This is a genomic window from Paenibacillus sp. HW567 (assembly GCF_000374185.1).
Lineage (GTDB): Bacteria > Bacillota > Bacilli > Paenibacillales > Paenibacillaceae > Paenibacillus_AQ.
In genome coordinates this window covers 2476024-2494672 of record NZ_KB910518.1, presented here as the reverse complement: position 1 = coordinate 2494672, position 18649 = coordinate 2476024, and the positions used below count along the sequence as shown (strand labels likewise).

21 protein-coding genes and 2 pseudogenes are annotated in these 18649 nt (G+C 49.9%); 5 read left to right on the top strand and 18 right to left on the bottom strand.

Annotated elements, in window-relative coordinates:
* Positions 1-32: 32 nt before the first annotated feature.
* A complete protein-coding gene (locus B212_RS0111325; protein ID WP_019910863.1) occupies positions 33-386 on the bottom strand; it encodes a VOC family protein in 354 nt (117 codons plus the stop codon).
* A 145-nt stretch (positions 387-531) separates the two neighbouring features.
* On the opposite strand from B212_RS0111325, the gene B212_RS0111320 reads away from it, so the two are divergent.
* On the top strand, positions 532-1878 hold the full coding sequence (locus B212_RS0111320) for a TrkH family potassium uptake protein (RefSeq protein WP_019910862.1): 1347 nt from the start codon (positions 532-534) through the stop codon (positions 1876-1878).
* Between the two features lie 104 nt (positions 1879-1982).
* Here the strand turns inward: B212_RS0111320 and B212_RS0111315 are convergent, their stop codons facing one another.
* Complete coding sequence (locus B212_RS0111315; protein WP_019910861.1) at positions 1983-2264, bottom strand: hypothetical protein; 282 nt, start codon at positions 2262-2264, stop codon at positions 1983-1985.
* Between the two features lie 157 nt (positions 2265-2421).
* Here B212_RS0111315 and B212_RS0111310 point away from each other — a divergent pair, with 157 nt between their 5' ends.
* From B212_RS0111310 to B212_RS35000, 3 genes are all read left to right on the top strand, one after another.
* On the top strand, positions 2422-3654 hold the full coding sequence (locus B212_RS0111310) for an aminopeptidase (protein WP_019910860.1): 1233 nt from the start codon (positions 2422-2424) through the stop codon (positions 3652-3654).
* Positions 3655-3694: 40 nt separating this feature from the next.
* The gene (locus B212_RS0111305; protein WP_019910858.1) at positions 3695-4924 is read left to right on the top strand and encodes an aminopeptidase; all 1230 of its coding nucleotides are present in this window, start codon (positions 3695-3697) and stop codon (positions 4922-4924) included.
* 313 nt (positions 4925-5237) lie between these two features.
* The gene (locus B212_RS35000; RefSeq protein WP_019910857.1) at positions 5238-5414 is read left to right on the top strand and encodes a hypothetical protein; all 177 of its coding nucleotides are present in this window, start codon (positions 5238-5240) and stop codon (positions 5412-5414) included.
* Positions 5415-5471: 57 nt separating this feature from the next.
* Here the strand turns inward: B212_RS35000 and B212_RS0111295 are convergent, their stop codons facing one another.
* From B212_RS0111295 to B212_RS0111240, 13 genes and pseudogenes are all read right to left on the bottom strand, one after another.
* Positions 5472-6161 carry an AlkZ-related protein gene (locus B212_RS0111295; RefSeq protein WP_019910856.1) on the bottom strand — a complete coding sequence of 230 codons (690 nt, stop codon included), beginning with the start codon at positions 6159-6161 and terminating at the stop codon, positions 5472-5474.
* Positions 6162-6197: 36 nt separating this feature from the next.
* Positions 6198-6776 (bottom strand): TetR/AcrR family transcriptional regulator, encoded by a 579-nt coding sequence (locus B212_RS0111290; RefSeq protein WP_019910855.1) that lies wholly within the window; start codon positions 6774-6776, stop codon positions 6198-6200.
* Between the two features lies 1 nt (position 6777).
* Positions 6778-7497, bottom strand: a complete 720-nt coding sequence (locus B212_RS0111285) for an MBL fold metallo-hydrolase (protein ID WP_019910854.1) — start codon at positions 7495-7497, stop codon at positions 6778-6780.
* Between the two features lie 109 nt (positions 7498-7606).
* Positions 7607-7814 (bottom strand): annotated as a pseudogene (locus B212_RS31270) (helix-turn-helix transcriptional regulator).
* An 84-nt stretch (positions 7815-7898) separates the two neighbouring features.
* Positions 7899-8501, bottom strand: coding sequence for a nitroreductase family protein (locus B212_RS0111275; RefSeq protein ID WP_019910853.1), 603 nt, complete (start codon positions 8499-8501; stop codon positions 7899-7901).
* A 131-nt stretch (positions 8502-8632) separates the two neighbouring features.
* Entirely contained in the window at positions 8633-9379 is a 747-nt protein-coding gene (locus B212_RS31265; RefSeq protein ID WP_019910851.1) for an ABC transporter permease, read from the bottom strand.
* Complete coding sequence (locus B212_RS0111265; RefSeq protein WP_019910849.1) at positions 9376-10302, bottom strand: ABC transporter ATP-binding protein; 927 nt, start codon at positions 10300-10302, stop codon at positions 9376-9378. The genes B212_RS31265 and B212_RS0111265 overlap by 4 nt, the downstream gene beginning before the upstream one ends.
* Before the next feature lie 64 nt (positions 10303-10366).
* The gene (locus B212_RS35330; protein ID WP_019910848.1) at positions 10367-10768 is read right to left on the bottom strand and encodes a hypothetical protein; all 402 of its coding nucleotides are present in this window, start codon (positions 10766-10768) and stop codon (positions 10367-10369) included.
* Positions 10769-10834: 66 nt separating this feature from the next.
* Positions 10835-10963: pseudogene (locus B212_RS35925) on the bottom strand (TetR/AcrR family transcriptional regulator); the annotation flags it as partial.
* Positions 10964-11177: 214 nt separating this feature from the next.
* The gene (pstB, locus tag B212_RS0111255) at positions 11178-11954 is read right to left on the bottom strand and encodes a phosphate ABC transporter ATP-binding protein PstB (protein ID WP_019910847.1); all 777 of its coding nucleotides are present in this window, start codon (positions 11952-11954) and stop codon (positions 11178-11180) included.
* Positions 11955-11990: 36 nt separating this feature from the next.
* A complete protein-coding gene (pstA, locus tag B212_RS0111250; protein ID WP_019910846.1) occupies positions 11991-12887 on the bottom strand; it encodes a phosphate ABC transporter permease PstA in 897 nt (298 codons plus the stop codon).
* The gene (pstC, locus tag B212_RS0111245) at positions 12884-13789 is read right to left on the bottom strand and encodes a phosphate ABC transporter permease subunit PstC (protein WP_036668101.1); all 906 of its coding nucleotides are present in this window, start codon (positions 13787-13789) and stop codon (positions 12884-12886) included. The genes pstA and pstC overlap by 4 nt, the downstream gene beginning before the upstream one ends.
* Positions 13790-13884: 95 nt before the next feature.
* Positions 13885-14841 carry a phosphate ABC transporter substrate-binding protein gene (locus B212_RS0111240; RefSeq protein ID WP_019910844.1) on the bottom strand — a complete coding sequence of 319 codons (957 nt, stop codon included), beginning with the start codon at positions 14839-14841 and terminating at the stop codon, positions 13885-13887.
* 288 nt (positions 14842-15129) lie between these two features.
* On the opposite strand from B212_RS0111240, the gene B212_RS31260 reads away from it, so the two are divergent.
* Positions 15130-16026: a LysR family transcriptional regulator gene (locus tag B212_RS31260; protein ID WP_019910843.1), complete on the top strand. Its 897-nt coding sequence runs from the start codon at positions 15130-15132 to the stop codon at positions 16024-16026.
* A gap of 79 nt (positions 16027-16105) precedes the next feature.
* Here B212_RS31260 and B212_RS0111230 read toward each other — a convergent pair whose 3' ends face one another.
* From B212_RS0111230 to B212_RS0111220, 3 genes are all read right to left on the bottom strand, one after another.
* Positions 16106-16936, bottom strand: a complete 831-nt coding sequence (locus tag B212_RS0111230; protein WP_019910841.1) for a class I SAM-dependent methyltransferase — start codon at positions 16934-16936, stop codon at positions 16106-16108.
* A gap of 34 nt (positions 16937-16970) precedes the next feature.
* Positions 16971-17885: a DMT family transporter gene (locus B212_RS0111225; RefSeq protein ID WP_019910840.1), complete on the bottom strand. Its 915-nt coding sequence runs from the start codon at positions 17883-17885 to the stop codon at positions 16971-16973.
* A 125-nt stretch (positions 17886-18010) separates the two neighbouring features.
* Entirely contained in the window at positions 18011-18538 is a 528-nt protein-coding gene (locus B212_RS0111220) for a cysteine hydrolase family protein (protein ID WP_019910839.1), read from the bottom strand.
* Positions 18539-18649 lie beyond the last annotated feature (111 nt).

The following is an 18649-nucleotide window of genomic DNA, read 5'->3' as shown; positions in this document are numbered from 1 at the left end:
AATTAATGACATGAATTATATTTTCATTTCATTTAACATCGGCAAATCATCAATATATTCCCGTCCGGGTCCTTGAAGTTGAACCAGTGATCATTCTCAATGTCTGTCAGAATTTCTGCCCCGGATGCTTTGACAAAATCGTATGCAGCGTCAATATCCTCCGTATTCAGATGGAAAGCCGGCACCTTCAGTACAGCTTCGGCTGTGAAAATTTTGCTGTCCAGCACAATTCCCGGTCCTTGCATCGGCACAACGTAGAGATGTCCGAACAATACTTCTCCGTCAAGCGGTAGCCCAAGCAAGCTGCAATACCAGTCTTTTGACCTCTCAATATCACTGACCGGAATGAAGACGGCACCAATCTGATTCAGAACCGGACTTGTCACTGTCAAAAAGCCTCCCCTATGAAACTGTAGTTAGTACCTTAACCAATTCGATAAAATCTGCTAATTTCCTGCCCCTTTCAGTGGAGGGGTGTAAAGATATGCTATAATCTTGTCAGTTAATCTTCAGACGTCAGGAGAATGAGCTTTGTCTAACTTATCTTTTGGGAACCTCAGGCTGACGCCGCCCAAAATACTATCGCTTGGATTCTTTCTACTAATAGTAGCTGGAACGATTCTGCTGTCCCTGCCTGCGGCTTCCACCGGCGAGCGCCTCTCCTTCATTGACGCTTTATTTATGGCGACCTCCGCCACCTGTGTCACCGGACTGGCGGTCATAGATACCGGAACCCAGCTTACCGAATTTGGGCAAATTGTTCTGCTGGTGCTGTTTCAGTTCGGGGGCCTGGGGTTCGTAACTATGGCTACCGTAATTACACTCGTGCTCAATAAGAGAATCTCGCTGAAAGAGCGTCTTCTGCTGCAGGAATCCATGAATCAGAATTCGATGCAAGGGATCGTTAAGCTGATCCGCAGGGTGCTCCTATACTCGCTTGTCATCCAGCTCAGCGGAGCCATTTTGCTTGCCGCCAGATTTACGGTGGATATGCCGCTTGGCAAAGCAGTATACTACGGGCTGTTCCACAGCATCTCCATTTTTAACAACGCCGGTTTTGATCTTTTCGGAGATATTCACGGTCCGTTCAGCGGGCTTACCCGATATGCGGAGGACTTTATTGTCAATATCACCTCCATGCTGCTGATCTTTCTCGGCGGTATAGGCTTTATCGTTCTATCCGATGTGGTCGATTACCCTAAGCGCAAACGGCTTACACTTCACTCCAAGGTGGTTCTCTCTACCTCCGCTGTGTTAATTGTGGTCGGCGCTGCTATATTCTTCTGGCTGGAGCTGAACTCAACACTGAAGCCCCTGCATCCTGGCGGCAAAATTATGGCCTCGCTTCTGCAGGCAATTACTCCGCGTTCCGGAGGGGTCACTACAATTGAGATTCCGCTGCTGCGGGAATCCACCCAGTTTCTGATGATTCTGCTGATGTTCATCGGAGCGGCTCCCGGCTCGACCGGCGGGGGGATTAAAATTACTACGTTCGCTATTCTGGTCGTCACTGCGTTTGCCAGGCTCCGCGGGAAAGAAGACATCGTCATGTTCCGCAACCGGATCTCCAAAGAGAATGTATACCGCGCAATCACCATGACTCTGCTCTCACTCATGCTTGTTGTCTCTGCCACCATGCTGCTGTCTGTGACAGAGCGCGCGGATTTCCTCACTGTACTGTTTGAAGCGGTTTCGGCTTTCGGTACATCCGGCATTACCATGGGGCTTACTCCAGAGCTGACAACGATAGGTAAAATCCTTGTAATTATTCTTATGTTCGTTGGCCGGACGGGTCCACTGACTCTGGCCTATGCGCTTAAGCCCAAGAACAGCAAGGAGCTCTACCGCTACCCCGAAGGGAACATTACCATCGGCTAGATCCTGACCGCTGCTGCGGTGCTAACCCTTCGCTATACCCTAACATGACAAATGCGACCCTTTTCCGGCAGTTCATGCCAAAAGCGGTCGCATTTGTTGTGTTGCTACGCTTCCTCTTCCGGAAGCTCTTGAGTATCCAGTGCCGCATCGAGCAACTGATTGTAGACATCGTCATCATTTTCCAGAAGCTGGTCGATTTCCAGGAACTGTTCTTCACTGCCCGGCTCGCCGGCGAAGCTCAAGCTATAATCCCATTCCGTGCCGCGCTTGCTGAAGAATGTGATTTCGTAAGGGAAGTTATGGTTCTCCAGCTTGAAGATTGTCCTCCCGATGAAGCTGCGGTCCTCTTCCCGTTTTATTTCCGCTTTAATAATTTCAACATTCATACTCTGATCTTCCTTTCATCTGATCATCCTTGCTTTTACATAGTATATCATTGATATGAATGCAAATCCCTCCCTTTGTACTCTAATTGACTTTTTTCATCCGGCGGTTAATAATTTAATACTAAAGACTACTAATTAGTAAATGGAGGAAATCGTAATGTCTCATTTTGAAGCGCAGCTTAGCAAATATGCGGACTTGGCCGTTCAAATCGGCGTTAACGTTCAACCTGGACAAATCCTGGTCGTAAGCGCGCCGATCTCGGCCGCTGAATTCGTGCGTCTCATTACAGCCAAGGCTTATGCCACCGGTGTAAGTCAGGTTAAGGTCAACTGGAGCGATGAGTTCATTACCCGCCAGCAGTTTGAGCACGCTGCACCGGAAGTTTTCAGCAAGACGCCTACCTGGTTCGCCGGAGAGATGACTGAGTTCGCTGAGAATGGCGCAGCTTTTCTCCATGTCATTGCAGAGGACCCGGATGCGCTTAAAGGCATTGATCCGCAGCGGATTGCCACCTATCAGAAAACCCGCGGTGCCGCACTCACGAAATACCGCGAGTATCAAATGTCCGATAAGGTTAGCTGGAGTATTGTAGCTATCCCTTCGCAGCCTTGGGCCGATAAGGTATTCCCTGATGTTCCCGCAGAAGAACGCGTAGATAAGCTCTGGGAAGCCATCTTCCACACCGTACGACTGGACCGGGAAGATCCTGTTGCCGCCTGGCAGGAGCATTTGGACACCCTTGAACAGAAAGCGAATATCCTGAATGCCAAAAAGTATAGAAGCCTCCATTACATAGCACCCGGCACTGACCTCAGCATTGAGCTGCCAGAGGGCCATTTATGGGCGCAAGGGGACAGCATCAATGCTAAAGGCCATACTTTTGTAGCCAACATGCCGACCGAAGAAGTATTCACTGCCCCACTCAAGACCGGTGTTAATGGAACCGTGAGAAGCACTAAACCTTTAAGTCACGGGGGCCACATTATTGACGGCTTCTCGATTACTTTTGAAGAGGGCCGTATTGTCAGCGTAAGTGCCGAACAAGGGCAGGAAGCGCTGGAACATCTCATTGCAATGGATGAAGGGGCAAAATATCTTGGCGAGGTTGCTCTCGTTCCGCACAAATCCCCTATCTCTGAGTCCAATATCCTCTACTTCAACACACTGTTTGACGAGAATGCTTCCAATCATCTCGCAATCGGTACAGCGTATGCCTTCTGTATTGAAGGCGGCAAGGAAATGACACAGGATGAGCTGATTGCTCATGGTCTGAACACCAGTGTTACCCATGTGGATTTCATGATCGGCTCGTCGGAGATGGACATTTACGGCATTACGGCCGATGGCTCACGGGAAGCGGTATTCCTGAAAGGAAACTGGGCGTTTTAATATTTGAACATAGACAGAGATACGGGGAGGATTAGAAACTATGCTGAGTTTCGAGCAAAAGCTGGAGAATTATGCATTGCTTGCGGTAAAGATTGGAATTAATATTCAGCCCGGGCAAACTCTTGTAGTCAATGCTGATATTGCTTCCGCCGAGCTGGTGCGTCTCGTGGTGCGCCAAGCTTATGAGGCCGGTGCTAAGCTGGTTAAGGTCAATTATTCGGATGAGCTCGTCACACGGGCGCGATATGAGCTGGCGCCTGCTCCCAGCTTTCTGGAGCCGCCAAAATGGCAGGCGGATGAGCTTGAGGATCTGGCCCGGAACGGTGCAGCCTTCCTGACCATCGTCTCGACCAATCCGGATTTGCTGAATGGAATAGATCCTGCAAGAATCGCCGATAATCAGCGCACAGTAGGTCAGGCTACAGCGCCGTACCGCGAAATGCTGATGGGCAACCATGCCAGTTGGAGTATCGTTGCCTTTCCTTCTCCGGTCTGGGCTGCTAAGGTATTCCCGGATGCTCCTTCTGAGGAGCAGGTGGAGCTACTGTGGGATGCTATATTCAAGGCTTCCCGTGCGGACCAGGAGAATCCGGTTGAAGCCTGGACGCTTCATTTGAACGGCTTGAAGCAGCGCTGTGACATCCTGAACGCCAAAAAATACCGCAAGCTGCACTATACCGCTCCAGGTACTGATCTGACAATCGAGCTGCCTGAAGGCCATATCTGGTGCCAGGCGGGTGCCGTGAACGGCCGTGGTGTGCCTTTCCTGGCGAACATTCCAACAGAAGAGGTTTTCACAGCGCCACTAAAGACCGGTGCCAACGGCAAAGTCAGCAGCACCAAGCCGCTCAGCTATAGCGGCAAGATTATTGACCGTTTCACACTTACGCTGGAGAACGGCAAGGTTACAGAATTTACGGCAGAGGAAGGCCATGACGCTTTAGCCACCCTGCTCGCTACGGACGAAGGGTCTGTATATTTTGGCGAAGTCGCTCTGGTTCCTTATCATTCTCCGATCTCGGAAAGCGGCATTCTATATTACACCACCCTTTACGATGAGAATGCCTCCTGCCACTTGGCTCTGGGTGCATCCTACGCATTCACCCTGCAGGAAGGGACCAGGATGTCCAAGGAAGAGCTTCTCGAAAGAGGCATGAACCAAAGCTTGACCCATGTGGACTTCATGATGGGCTCGCCTGAGATGAACATCGACGGAATCACGGATGATGGCATTGCAGAACCGCTTTTCCGCAACGGAAACTGGGCATAAGCTCTTGGATTGAACCTCTTGACAACCTATTAATTCATACAAAACACCCTGTATCTCTTCTGGAAATGGAGAGCTACAGGGTGTTTTTGGGTTTCACAACTATAATTAATCAAATGAATAATTATAATTTAAAGATATGTTCAAATGTTATTCACATAATCGTTGAACCGAGTTCACAATTATGTCACAATACAAATGAGGAATCCGTTTTCAAATCCCCGCAAAACTTAGGATTATGCTTCCATAGCCAGTTATGCCTGATATTGCTTCATGGATGTTCAGACTAACAATACATTTAGGAGGTAATCTGGAGATGAAAGAATCGTTATCCCAGTATACAGAGCCCCTTGAACAGGAACGATCCGAAGGAAAAGCCCCTAAAGACTTAAGTATTGTCGCCTCCAATGCCATCAAATACACTGCCTACATTATGCTAGCATTCGGTTTCTTGTATTTCCTGATCACTTACCTTGCCCCCATGCTGGAATAGCTGCTATATCCGTTGAACTATAGATTTTCATAATGGGTACGATTAGCCGTTTCTATGTTACCAGGACAGTACCTTGCTAAGCCAGGCTATTGCCGCTGGAGTCCAGTTCCCTTCCATACGGGAGCGGAGCCACGATATAGCTTCTTCCCGCGTGCCATTAAATGCTGGAACTCCATTTTCCTCCATCCAATGGCTTGCTGTTTCAAACGAAGTACTGTTCCAGCCATTTTTCTCACCTTCAGCATTATAACGCTCTTTCACACCCGAAATTACAATATCCAGTGTGCCTTGCAGCTCCGTGACGGCATTGTCAAATGCAGTCTTCTTCTCCTTCGCCTTCATCTCAGCCAGCCTGCGCAGCTCGCGTGTCTCAATGCCCTGGTTATGGCGGATGATCTGCAGCAGAGCCAGTGCTTCCCTGGTAGCCAGCCCGCTATTGTAACGCTCTTCAAGGTCCCGCTTGCTGCCCGCTGCCGCTGCATATGCCGGGAACCATTCTCTTGAAACCAGAATTGCTTTTTTCTTGATGAACTTGCCGTATGCAGCATGAGCTTCGCCGGGAAAACGTGCGCGCCACCCCCAAGGGTCTAATTCAGTATCCGTGTGCCAGTTCTCAGCTTTGGTCAAGCCGTTCACGGAAGGATGCTCCGGGATCAGTGAAGCCAGCGGCACAATCCCCAGCCTGTCGATAACAGCTTTCATTTCCTCGTAAGTTGTAACCATTCCTTGCTCTTCAACACTACTCACGTTCGTATTCCTCCCGGCGGTTTGTTATTAGTTAAATTATTCTGCAGTTGCGCTCATGCTGTGAATACCGGCAATAAACATGCTGATCAGCCGGGTTAAGCTCACATCCAGGTCCAGCGGCATACCAAAGCCTCCTTTATTCTCAAGAGCGGCAAAGCCGTGCAGTAAGCTTCGGAACCCCCGGACGGCGTGCAATTCTCCTTCTTCTCCAAGCTCATAGCTTGCGAGCGCTTCAATAATTAACGACAGCAACTGTTCACTCCTCTTCTCCAGCGCTGAATTTCCCTGCTCCGGCGCACGCAGTGTTGTCTCATACAGCCCCGGGCGTTTTCTCGCAAAGTCAACATAGGCATGTCCCATAGCATGTAGAGCTTTATCTCCCCTCAGCCCCGCTGAAGAAGCAGCCATTGCAGCGTATAGCTGCTCCAGGCCGTATACAGCAAGCAATGATCGCAGTCCTTGAAGACCGTTAACATGATTATACAACGATGGTGAACGTACGCCCAGCTTGGCCGCCAGTGCCGCCAGAGTTACTTCTTCAATCCCTTGCTCATCTGCAATTTCAGCCGCGGCGAGTACAAGTGTATGTGTATCTAGTCCAGCTCTCGGTGACATCTCAGCTTTCCACCTTCTTCTGCAGTAATTGTGCTGTGTGAATTGCCTGTTTGATTTGTTCACCTGGAGCCTTCAGCAGGTTGCCGTGACCTACTGCGAGCAGCTTAGGTGAGAGCTCCAGAACTTTTATTGCGCTGCTTAGCGCCTGAGCCTTGTTCCATGTGGCCATGGCCGGAAAAGGGAACCCAGGAACCACTGTCCCCGAAACCGCGGTTCTACGGAAGGTCTGAAAAGCATCGCCCACAATCAGCGCCCCTGTCCGCTCATCCAGAAAAGACATGGAACCCGGCGTATGGCCGGGTGTGCTGATGGCCGTTAATGAGCCGATTGAATCGCCCTCATGCAGCAATACATCAGGCTTCGAAGCTATCTTGGTCGGCACACTGCCCTTAATCGGAGTCTGCGGCTCGTCGGCTCTTAGAGAACGGTCCCCTCTCAGCAGAGCGGCATCCCTCTCGGAGATGTACAGCTTTGCTTCAGGAATCCGCTTCTTCAGCTCATCCAGCGCTCCTACATGATCGCCATGCGCATGAGTCAGAACGATGCGGGTAATCGGTTTGTTCAGCCGGGCCGCAGTATCCATAATCCCTTTAACACTGAACGGCATCGCCGCATCCACTAACGTCAAGCCATCCGCTTCTTCAACGAGGTAACAATTGACGGGGAAAAATCTTGGCATCCAGGTAAGCTGCAGCAAATGGCCTTCTTGAGTTACTCTCATCAAACATCCTCCTCAAAAACTAATATGATTAGTTATAATATAAACTAATTATATTAGTTTTACAAGAGCAACCACAAATTCTCTGCTACAATCAGAAAACCGTGGGAATTCAGCTTTTGATGCTCGGCTGTAAGGCGTTCATCTTTATAGTTCGCTCCAGCACCTTGCAGACGGCGATGCATCCGGATGGACGGATTATATTTGCCGGCCTCAATCAGCCCAATGGTCTGTCTTGTGAACCCTACCGCTTCCGCAAGCTGCTCTTGGGACAGATCCTTCTGAATCCGCGCCAGCTTCAGCTTTATATTCTTGTGCATATTATTGTACAAAAAGGCATCCCGCAGGATGCCCGTAAGTAGTACTGGAACGATAACAATGCTGTATATGTGAGTCGTAAAATCCTAGCCTAACGTCCCGTTCTCCGGGTAGCTGTCTATAACTTGCAGCAGCTTGGCGGCCTCTGTGCGCGGACGGGCGCCGGGAACGGTCTCCGGATATCCGGCATGAACCATGGCAACGATCTTTTCTCCAGGCTTCACACCGATTGCAGTGCGGAAATCCGGCGCATAAATGTATGGATCGGTCTTCCATATTGTGCCGACTCCCTGCTCCCACGCCGCAAGCTGGAAATTCTGCACCAATGCGGAGACAGCGGCGTAGTCCTCATCCCATTCTCTCTGCCGTGGATCTTCAGGCATCACGACAATCAGCGTAAGCGGAATTGAAGCGATATATTCTTTGCGCTTCACTGCGAATTCGGGATCGGAAACTATACGCTTCATTATTGAAAACACGGCATCCCCGAGAAATTTTGCCCCTTCGCCCTGGAAAGCAATGAACCTCCAGGGCTCGCGAAGGCCGTGATTCGGCGCCCAAACAGCGACATTCAGCAGTTCCTCCAGCAGCCCTTCCCGCAGTGGCTCCGGCTTGAATTGCTTGACGGAGCGGCGCTCCTTAATTACAGCGGCGATACTGCCGGAAGATGCGGAATTAGTCTGATTCATTCGTGTCCCCTCCAAAACATTATATGATAATCATTCTCAATGATTGTACATGTTTTAGGAGCTGAATTCAAATTTGATTACTGTTTAGGCATCCATCACCTGTTCCTGTAATGATCATTTACTTATTGTACTTACGAATGATTGGCATACCGCCACCAAGCCAGTGTACCTGCAATGCCAATGCCTCCGGTCAAATATGGAAGGATAAGACTAACCGGCTGCAGATGGTCCACTTCTCCTGAAGCGCCGCTGAGGAGCCCTGGGACTGCCCAAGGAATGTATTGTGCAATTCCCATTCCTCCGCCAAGCTGAGTGATTACTATGGTTAACACAATAAACCCGAGTGGCGACAGATATCCGCGCCCAACGCTGGCGATCCAGGCAACGGGGATACTTAAGCAAATGGTCATAAGAGCGAGCAAAACATACCTCTCGAAGCTCTGGACAATGATCTCAAGGCTCCAATCCTTCAGCCCGACCAACCATCCGGCCATGCCGCCAACACCGAAGAGAATCAATGCCAGAGCCACACACCAAACTGTGGCAACGATTAATTTAGCAGCAGCCACTCCGTAACGCGAAAGCGGAAGCGCCAGCAAATCTTTTACCGTGCCGTCGGAGTACTCCCGGCCAAATATCCAACTGAATACAAACCCAAATCCAATCATCCCTCCAATCGAAACTACAAAACCAAGCTCCTCCATGAACCCCATCGAATCCAATAGGCCTCCACGGTTGTTCTGGGAACCAATTGAGCCGGAAAAGACAAGCCCCAGCATAATTGGCAGCAGAATGCTTACACTCAGTGAAATCCAAAGCAGCCTGGAGCGCCGAATTTTCAAACCCTCTGCCCATATTGCCGTTATCAGCCGATTCATTGATCGTTTCTCCCTTCGTTCTCAATTCTTCTGAGAAAATAAGCTTCCAGATCCTCTTCCTCTACATTCAACTGGATAGGCGGCACATGCGCATTTACCAACAGATTGGCAATGTGGTCTGGATTCTCTATCGCATGCTGATCAGAGATCAACAGCAGCCTATCATCGGTTATCTTCGGCTGGTAGCCTTCCTGCAGCAGCTTTAAGCGGGCCGCTTCAGAATCACGGGTCTTCACAACCAAACGTTTTTGTAAGACATGCTGCAGTTCACTCATATCGCTCTCCTGCAGCAGTCTGCCCTGGTGAATAATTCCGATTCGTGTTGTCAGCTTTACAATTTCGCCCAGAATATGGCTGGAGATGAAAATCGTCACACCGTAGTTGAGCGCAAGCTCGCGTAGCAGTTGCCGGATTTCAGCAATCCCCGCAGGATCAAGTCCGTTCGTCGGCTCATCCAGAATCAGTACTTGCGGATTGTGCAGCAAAGCTTTGGCCAACCCAAGCCTCTGCCTATTGCCAAGTGACAGATTACCGGCCTTGCGGTCCCGGTAGACCGTTAGCTGGAGCTTGTCCATTGTGTTATTAACAGCACTGGGATCAGTTATTCCGCGAAGACGACGGATAATCTCCAGGTTCTCCCGAACGGTAAGTTCAGGATATGAGTAGGGTGTTTCCACCATATATCCAACATCTCCCCATAGCTTATGACTGCCAGCATCTACACGTTGCCCGAATAAATAGGAAGAGCCGGAATCCGGCCGGATCATCCCCAAAAGCATACGTATTGTTGTTGTTTTGCCCGCGCCGTTCAGCCCTAGAAATCCGTAAAGCTCCCCTTTGCCAACATGAAGGGAGAGCCCGTCAACAGCTTGATTGTTCCCATATTTCTTGGTTAGTTCTTCCGTCTGGATAACAGCACTCATCTTTATTCTCTCCTTCGATTAAACTAACTAGTTATTTATAAATGTTGAAAAAAACGGCCATCTTCTAGAGCAAAGATGGCTCCATAATACCATGAATTACGAATTTCGCCGTCTGATCAATTAGCTGATGTGATTCTAGCTTACCCAGCACATTTTCATACCGGGATAATGACTGAAGGGTCGTCGTCGTCACATTTATAATCAGCAGCGGAAAAATTGCCGGATCGAAATCCTGCCGGAGAATTCCATTCTGCTTGGCGGCTACAGCCAGCTCATGCAACTGAGTAATATCGTCTGGGCGATACGTAATCTGATTCCATGTCTTCCAATCTTCCGCAGCCTCCCAGAACATAATTTTCAGATAACGCGGGTTCTCCAAAAGAAATTCATAGGTTTCACGGGTCAGCGTTTCAAGAAACTGCTGAAATACTGCCGGGTCCGTTACCAGGCTCCGGTTCTTCAACAAATCGGCGATTGCGGCTCCTGTAACCTGATTGCTTAGCTGGTCGGCTCGTTTGACTACTTCTGTGTATAGCCCCAGCTTGTCGCCAAAATACTGATAGATCAGGCTTTTGTTATACCCGGAAGCCTTAGCGATAACATCAATCCGCGCTGCCGAGTAACCCAGCTCGGCAAATACCTCTTCCGCAGCGTCAAGGATGCTTCCTTTGGTACGGGTTGCATCGTAAGTCCTTGAACTTTTCTTATTCTCTGTGGGTGCGATTATTTCCGCCTCCTTTATAACTAAATAGTTAGATTTAATTTAGATTATATTATTCAATCCATGTGATGTCAATACGTTTGATAAATTGGATTGTCCCTTAACAAGCAAATATGGTCCCTCCCAATAGGAGGAACCATATTTATTCTGCTAATCAGCCGAAGCGGCCCATGATATACTCTTGAGTCATTTGATTCTCAGGATTGCTGAAGACCTTCTCCGTCTTATCATATTCTACAAGCGAGCCCAGGTAAAAGTATGCCGTATAATCTGAGATGCGCGCCGCTTGCTGCATGTTGTGGGTAACGATTACGATCCGCAGTTCCTCTTTGAGTTCCTTAATCAGCTCTTCAACTTTACCTGTGGATACCGGGTCCAGCGCCGAAGCCGGCTCATCCAGAAGCAGAATCTGCGGATTAACCGATAAAGCCCGTGCGATGCACAGCCGCTGCTGTTGTCCGCCGGAGAGGGCCAGCGCCGAATCCTTCAGCCGGTCCTTGACCTCATCCCACAAGGCGGCGCGGCGCAGGCTGCTCTCAACGATTTCATCCAGCGCTTTTTTGCCTTTAATGCCGTGATATTTCGGCCCAAAGGCGATATTGTCGTAGATGGACTTATAGAACGGGTTGGGCTTCTGCCAGACCATGCCGATCTTTTGCCGCAGTCTGATGACATCTGTACCGGATGCGTTAATGTCTACGCCGTCAATCCAGATGCTCCCCTTCGTTGTCGAGCCGGAGATTTCGTCGTTCATCCGGTTCAGCGAGCGGAGAAATGTCGATTTGCCGCAGCCGGAAGGCCCGATTAGCGCTGTAACCGTATTCTGGGCAAAAGGAAGGCTGATCCCCTTCACTGCCTCATATGTGCCGTAAAATATACTTAGATTCTCCGTTTGAAAAGATTCGCGCACCATTGGTTCTGCAATACCCATCTCATACTCCTCCTATTGATCTATCGTATTCTTGGTTTAGCTCATTCTTTTGGAAGCCGTGAGCTTGCGGTAGATGAATCTGCCGAAATAACGCGCCGCCAGATTGAAAATCAGTACGGTAATCACAAGCACCGCCGAAGCTCCGGCTGCGATTTGTGCGGCGTCAGGCGCCAAGCCTTCGCTGTTGACCTTCCAGATATGCACCGCCAGCGTTTCCGCCGGACGGAAAGGGTTCAGCGGCGAAGAAGGGCTGAGCGGATTCCAATTCGAGAAATCGAGGCGCGGGCTGCTCATACCCGCCGTGAACATGAGCGCAGCCGCTTCACCGAAGACACGGCCTGCGGACAGGATCGTACCGGTGATAATTGTAGGCAAGGCTACCGGAAGCAGCACGGTGGTCACGATTTTCCATTTGGACAATCCAAGGGCAAAACCCGCTTCCTTCTGCTGCTTCGGCACCGTGCGGAACGCCTGCTCCGTGATCCGCACCATCAGCGGCAGGTTGAAGAAGGTAAGCGCAAGTGCGCCGGAGATCAAGGAGAAGCCAAGATCAAAATAATTGACAATTAACAAGAGCCCGAACAAACCGACGATAATTGAAGGGAAAGATGATAATACCTCCACGATCAGACGGATGAAATTCGTAAGCTTGCCGGGACGGGCATACTCCGCCATGAAAATTCCCGCGCCAAGTCCAAGCGGTACCGTAATGATCAAAGTCAGCACCAGCAGGAAAATGGAGTTGAACAACTGCGGCCCAATCCCTCCGCCTGCACGGATCTTTTGCGGTGCTGAAGTCAGGAAATCCCAACTGATATGGCTGAAGCCGCGGATGATAATGTATCCGAGCAATCCAACGAGAATGGCTACAATAAGTAATGCGAAAAATACGATCAGGCCTGTGGCTATTTTATCTGCGGTTCTCGGCTTCATATTTTATTTCTCCTTTCGAGCATTCTTACGAGGAGGACGAATACAAAGGTCATCAACATAAGAACCAGTGCCATGCTCCACAGCGCATTATTATGCGGCGAGCCCATCGTAGTGTTCCCCATGCCCAGCGTAATGACACTGGTCAGGGTCGAGGCCGACTCAAAGAGCGACCGCGGAACGAAAGGCGCATTCCCGATAACCATCTGTACAGCAAGGGCTTCACCGAAGGCGCGGGCCATCCCCAGAACAATCCCCGTCATAATCGCCGGGAAGGTTGTCGGGAGAATCACCCGGGAGATTGTCTGCCACCGAGTGGCACCGAGCGCAAAGGAGGACTCTTTTAAGTTTTGCGGCAAAGAAGCCAGCGCGTCTGCAGCCACGCTTGTAATAGTCGGCAGAATCATAACCGACAAGACAAGCGCGCCTGCAGCAACCCCGATGCCCTGACCAGGGAACGTATTGCGCAGAAAGGGAACAATAACGCTGAGTCCCACGAAGCCGTAAACAACGGATGGAATTCCCGACAGCAATTCAATAACCGGCTGCAGCAGCTTTTTGCCCCAGCCCGGTACAATTTCGGTCATGAACAGAGCGGCGCAGAGACTAAGCGGACTTGCGATAAGCGCTGCGAGCAGCGTAACCAGAAATGACCCGGCAATAAAAGGGAAGGCTCCATAAGAAGGGGTATCTCCTTCAGGCGACCATTTTGTTCCGAACAAGAAATCTGTGATCTTGATGTCGCCGCTGGTAAAGGTCGAAATCCCCTTGGACGCTACAAAATAAACCATTGATACAATGATTACAATCAATAGCAGCACACAAAAGGACATATATGAACGTCCAATGAAATCCTCTATATGATGTTTTTCGATCCGCGTTTTCTTTGGTTTTACCGTCAACATGCTCCCTCTTTCTAAAGTGAAAAGAGAGGCAGAAGAATTCCGCCTCTAATCACATGATGTTCTAATGAATGATTTGTTTGGATGTTGCAAATGAATTACTTAGTGGTAACTTTACCTGCTACATCACGGGAAACCTGCATTTGCGAAGCTGCAATGTATCCCAGATCCACTACGTCGCCTGTTTGTACTTCATCAGTCATGAAGTAGTCAAGGAATGCTTTTACTTGTGCATTAGGTTCGCCGTTAGTGTACATGTGCTCGTAAGCCCATACTGGATATTTACCAGCGATTACATTGTCAACGGAAGGTTCAACACCGTCATACTTCAATGTTTTTACAGAAGAGTCCAGATAGGACAGTGCGAGGTAACCGATAGCTCCCGGAGTTTCGCCGATCATTTTCTTAACCGTACCGGAAGAATCCTCTTGGATGGAACCTTGCAAATCTTCTGTTTTGGTGCCAAGTGCAAAGTTTTCAAAGGTAGCGCGTGTACCGGAGCTGCTTGGACGGTTGATGATCTGGATCTTTTGGTCCTTGCCGCCAACTTCTTTCCAGTTCGTCACTTTACCAGTGAAGATGTCGATAAGCTGTTGTTTGGTCAAAGTATCTACGCCTGCATCCGGGTGAGTAACTGCTGCAATCGCTACAACCGCTACCTGGTGGTCAACGAGCGCTTTTGCTTTATCAGCATCGGCATCCTTCAGCTTTTCTTCGGCAAACACATCGGAGTTACCGATATCCACTTGCTTCTCAGCTACTTGAGTAAGACCAGTGCCGCTGCCTCCGCCTTGAACCTGAATGTCCACGCCTGAGTTCTTTTCCATGAATTTCTCAGCTACTTGCTCAACGAGCGGTTGCAGTGCTGTAGAGCCTGAAGCCAGAATAGATCCGGTTAGATCCGAGCCGCTGCTTGCTTCTGTTGGAGCAGTTGTGGCAGCCGCATTTCCTCCGTTATTGGTTGCTGCATTATTTCCCCCGTTGTTACCGCATGCTGAAAGTGCTACTACACCAGTTAACGCCAAAGCCATGACCCACGATTTTCTGAATTGCATTTTTTTGTCTCCTCCTGAGTGTTTTGTATAGCATTTGCTGCTGCATCTGCTATGTTTTGTGAGTGTCTGCTACATGTTCTCTGTTCGTACAAAACTCACCTTTGGAAGCATCAGACTGTGTTCATGTCACATCTGACTCTTCTTATTCTAGAGCCCGTTCGTCAGGGTAAATTCTTATGTTTGTAAAATAAAAGATAAAAAACATAATAGAAAATGTATATTTATATAGATATAATCTATATTGAGAATACTATTTGTTAACGATTCCCTATTTGCCGGAGGTAAAGTATGAACATTGTTAAATTACAGATCATAGTCCTGATTGAAAAATATAAAAAAGTAACCGATGTCGCCGCTGAAATGGGACTGAAACAGCCGACAGTATCGTTCCATATGAAAAGTCTGGAGGCCGAGCTGGGAACTCCCCTGTTTCAGTTCCGCAGCGGTCGGGTGCTCCTTACTGACGCCGGACGGACTCTTTATCAATACGCGGCCAAAATTGTGGCATTAACAGCCGAGGCAGAGCGCAGCATCAAGCAGTACTCCTCCCTCTCCTCAGGCAATCTGCATCTGGAGGCAAGCTATATACCCGGTACATATCTTCTGCCAAAAACATTCGCGCAATTCACCCTTCAATATCCGGACCTGGACATCTCCCTCTCGGTTCAGCCTGAGGATGTTATACGCGAACGGCTGCGGGGCAGAGAAATTCCGCTGGCGGCTTTACATAGCGCGGCTGGTCAGGACGGTTCATTCCATACACAAAGCATCCTGCGGGATGAAGCTGTACTGGTCTTCGCCCCTAGCCACCCGTTCGCAGAGATTCATGATTTAACAGCGGAGCAACTCGTCCTTGAGCCCTGGCTTCAGCATGAACCGTCCTCTTCCCTGCAGAGGCTTGCCGATCAATGGGCGCAGCGGAACGGGGTAAAAGTGTGGGGACATGCGGTGCTGAACTCGCCGGAGGCGGTGAAGAGAATACTTCGTGAAGGCGGAGGGATCGCGCTCTTCTCCAAGGCGGGAATTATGGAAGAAGTGGCAGCCGGGAGCTTATCCTATGCGGAGCTGCCGGGAGTGCAGCCGGATCATGGCGATTTTGTGCTCGCTTGGCGGAAGGATTCTGCCTTGACTCCCTTGCAGCAGGCTTTTGTGAATCTGGCGGCCCAAGGTGTGACAGAGGAATAAGCAATGGACACAAAAAAAACGGCACAGCCTCAAGTGGCCGCTGAACAAGCGCCACAGGCTATACCGTTTGATTAACAAACTACTTTTTCTCCGCCACCAGGACGAATGTCTTGGGAATTCCTTTGTCGTACACGTCGGAAGACAGATTCGGCTCCTCGGCCAATTCGCGGATCACAAGTCCGCTGCGCGCTGCTGCCGTTACGATCTCACCCAGCGTCCAGCGGCGCCAGTATACGACACTGTGTTTTACATCTTCCGCGATTGAATCTGGCAAGGGTAAATACTTCGAATATGAAACCTTCTTCTCCTCCAGCGCCGTGTCAAAATAATCACCGCTCACCTTATGCTTGCGGACTTTTGCTGTCGTTCCCTTCGAGGTGATCAGCTTGGTCGTGACCGGATGGAAATCACGCAGCACGAACCTCCCGCCGGCTGCCAGCAGCCGGTATGCGATATCCATGAACGGAGCCAGGTCCGTAAAATAATGCACAATCCCCATTTCTGCAAATACGATGTCGTATGAGCCGTCCAGCAGCTCTTGCGGCAGCTTCAAGACATCCGAGACCAGATAATCAAGCTGAACTCCCGCTGCCGCTGCCAGCTCGCCTGCATACCGGGCGTTGGCTTCCGAGAAATCAGCGACGGTTACCCGCGCTCCCAGCAGACTCAGCGCTACGGCTTTCATCCCGTTTGAACCCATGAGATTCATTATCTTTGTACCTCTGACTTCGCCAAGGTAACCGCCGAGCGGGAACAGCTTGACCACAGGCTCCTTCACAAGCTTTGCTGCAGCCTCGGAAGGTGTGCCAAAGCGGCTTGTCCAGGCAGCATATGTATCCTCGTTCCACAGCTCTTCACTGGAGGGAACTGCGCTTTGGTTGACTTCCCGATTCGGATCATGTTCATTCATTCGATTAAGCCCCTTTTTCTAGTCAAAATCTCTGTTATGATGCGTTATGAAGGGCTTCCTTTGCCCTTGCGGCTTTTTTTCTTCCAGCAAATAAATAGACGGCCAGACCGCCCATCACCAGCACGCCGCCGGTCCACTGCAGCCCGGTCAGCGCTTCACCCAGCAGTAGAAATGCCAAAATGCTTGCTCCTACAGGCTCGCCCAGAATGTTCATCGAAACTGTAGTCGCCGAAGCATACTGCAGCAGCCAATTAAACAAAATGTGGCCGAATACCGTCGGTACAACAGCGAGCAGAATAAAGATGCCCCACTCACGCGCCGGATAAACAAAAAACGGAATGCCGGACAGTAAATTGTAGATGGCAAATACCAGCACTGCCGAGATAAAGACGATTAGACTGTACAGATAGGAAGGCATACGGGACACAAGCTTTTGCCCAATCAGCATATGAACGGCCACCGCAACGGTTCCGCCAATGGACAGCAGATCGCCTTTTACATTATCCGGGGACAGTCCAATATCCCCCCAGCCTATAAAGACAACCCCGAAGATTGCGATTGCGAGGCCCAATATGGCCGCAGATGTATTCCGTTCCTTATACAGTATGTATGCGCCCAGCATAATAAATACCGGCTCCAGCGCCATAATCATCGTTGAACTGGCTACGGAGGTATACTTCAGCGAGCCCATCCACAGCAGAAAATGCAGCGCCAGCATCATTCCAGAGCATCCCAGCAGCAGCCAGTCCTTCCGGCGCAGGGCATAAGCTGCTCCACTGTAGGGACGGGCAAAAGGCAGCATCAGGAGTGAAGTAAAGAGCAGCCGGTACATGCCCTGAACCGAGGCCGGAGCCGCTGACCATTTAATAAATATAGAAGAAAAAGAAATAGCCACAATTCCAATCAGCATTAAGAGCGGGACGGGAACGGGCGGTTTTTTTGAATTCACAGCTCTGGTTCCTTTCGGCTTGGATAAAACTAACTATGTAAGCAGCGGTGAATAATAACGCTTGCCCGCGAAAAGTCTCAGCCGTGAGCGCCGGATAGGCTTCATGGCTAATCTGGCGGTCTCCATCAGAATTCCACGTCGTGCGCTTTGCGCAGCTTCGCAAATCTGCCTCCCAGCACGGAGTTATGATGCTTCACAATCTCGCCGCCGCTAAAGTTGGCATTGTTAAAGGTGCTGTGCGCATCCTCCACCAGAATACTGGAGTAGCCCATGCTGAATGCGCGTCTGGTCGTGGTATCCAGACAGAACTCGCTTTGCATTCCGCAGATGACCAGATTACTGATGCCGCGCTCCTGAAGCTCCTCATGCAGCGGTGTCCGGTGAAACGCATCCCAGGTTGGCTTTTCCACAATTAGATCTTCCTCACGCGGAGTGATGCGGCTGCTGATTTGCCAGGTAGGTGTGCCTTTGGTATATTCCTGATCCTCGGTATGCTGAATATACACGACAGGCGTTCCTGCCGAGCGGGCTTTATGCAGCAGTGAAACGATTCTGTCCATCACACCCTCTTCATCATGCAGCTTCATGTCCGGATAAGAAAACATCGCTTCTTGCACATCAATGATCACCAATGCGGTTGAATCATTTGCCACTTCACTCTCTCCCTTCGCCATTGAAAACTCTAACGGACTGTCTGTTCACCTTAAAGATTATAACAGATTTTTTTATAAAAAAACGGACCTCTGCAGCATTGCAGAAGCCCG